Annotated in this window: 1 protein-coding gene; it reads left to right on the forward strand. The window is 70.5% G+C overall.

Annotated elements, in window-relative coordinates; genetic code table 11:
• Positions 1 to 710 (forward strand): DEAD/DEAH box helicase (locus tag AC1D15_RS35680; protein WP_477829811.1); only part of this gene is annotated, 710 nt, incomplete at both ends.

Genomic DNA, 710 nt, shown 5'->3' on the forward strand with positions numbered 1-710 from the left:
GGGCAAGACGCTGCAGACGCTCGCGCTGCTGCAGGGCGAGCTCGATGCCGGCCGGCTCGACAAGCCGTCGCTCGTCGTCGTGCCGACCAGCCTGGTCGACAACTGGCACACCGAGGCGCAGCGCTTCACGCCGCAGCTRAAGACGCTGGTGCTGCACGGCGCGCGGCGCATGCAGCACTTCGAGCGCCTCGGCCAGGCCCACCTGGTGATCACCAGCTACCCGCTGGCGGTGCGCGACATCGACGTGCTGGCCGCGCAGGACTGGCACTACGTCGTGCTCGACGAGGCGCAGCGCATCAAGAACAGCCGCAGCCAGGCCGCACTCGCGTTGAAGGGGCTGCGCGCGCAGCACCGGCTGTGCCTGAGCGGCACGCCGCTCGAGAACCACCTCGGCGAGCTGTGGAGCCTGATGGATTTCGTCTGCCCGGGGCTGCTCGGCAGCGAGCTGCAGTTCCGCGAGCGCTACCGCCAGCCGATCGAGAAGCGGCAGGATCACCTGCAGGCCCAGCACCTCGCGCGGCGCGTGCGGCCGTTCATCCTGCGCCGCACCAAGCAGCAGGTGGCGCAGGAGCTGCCGGCCAAGACCGAGACGCTGCTGCGCGTGGAGCTGTCCGGCGCACAGGCCGACCTGTACGAGACGGTGCGCGCGACGATGGACGAGAAGCTGCGCGACGCGATCGAGAAGCAGGGCCTCGCGCGCAGCCAGATCA

The organism is Rhizobacter sp. P2_H2 (assembly GCF_056403375.1).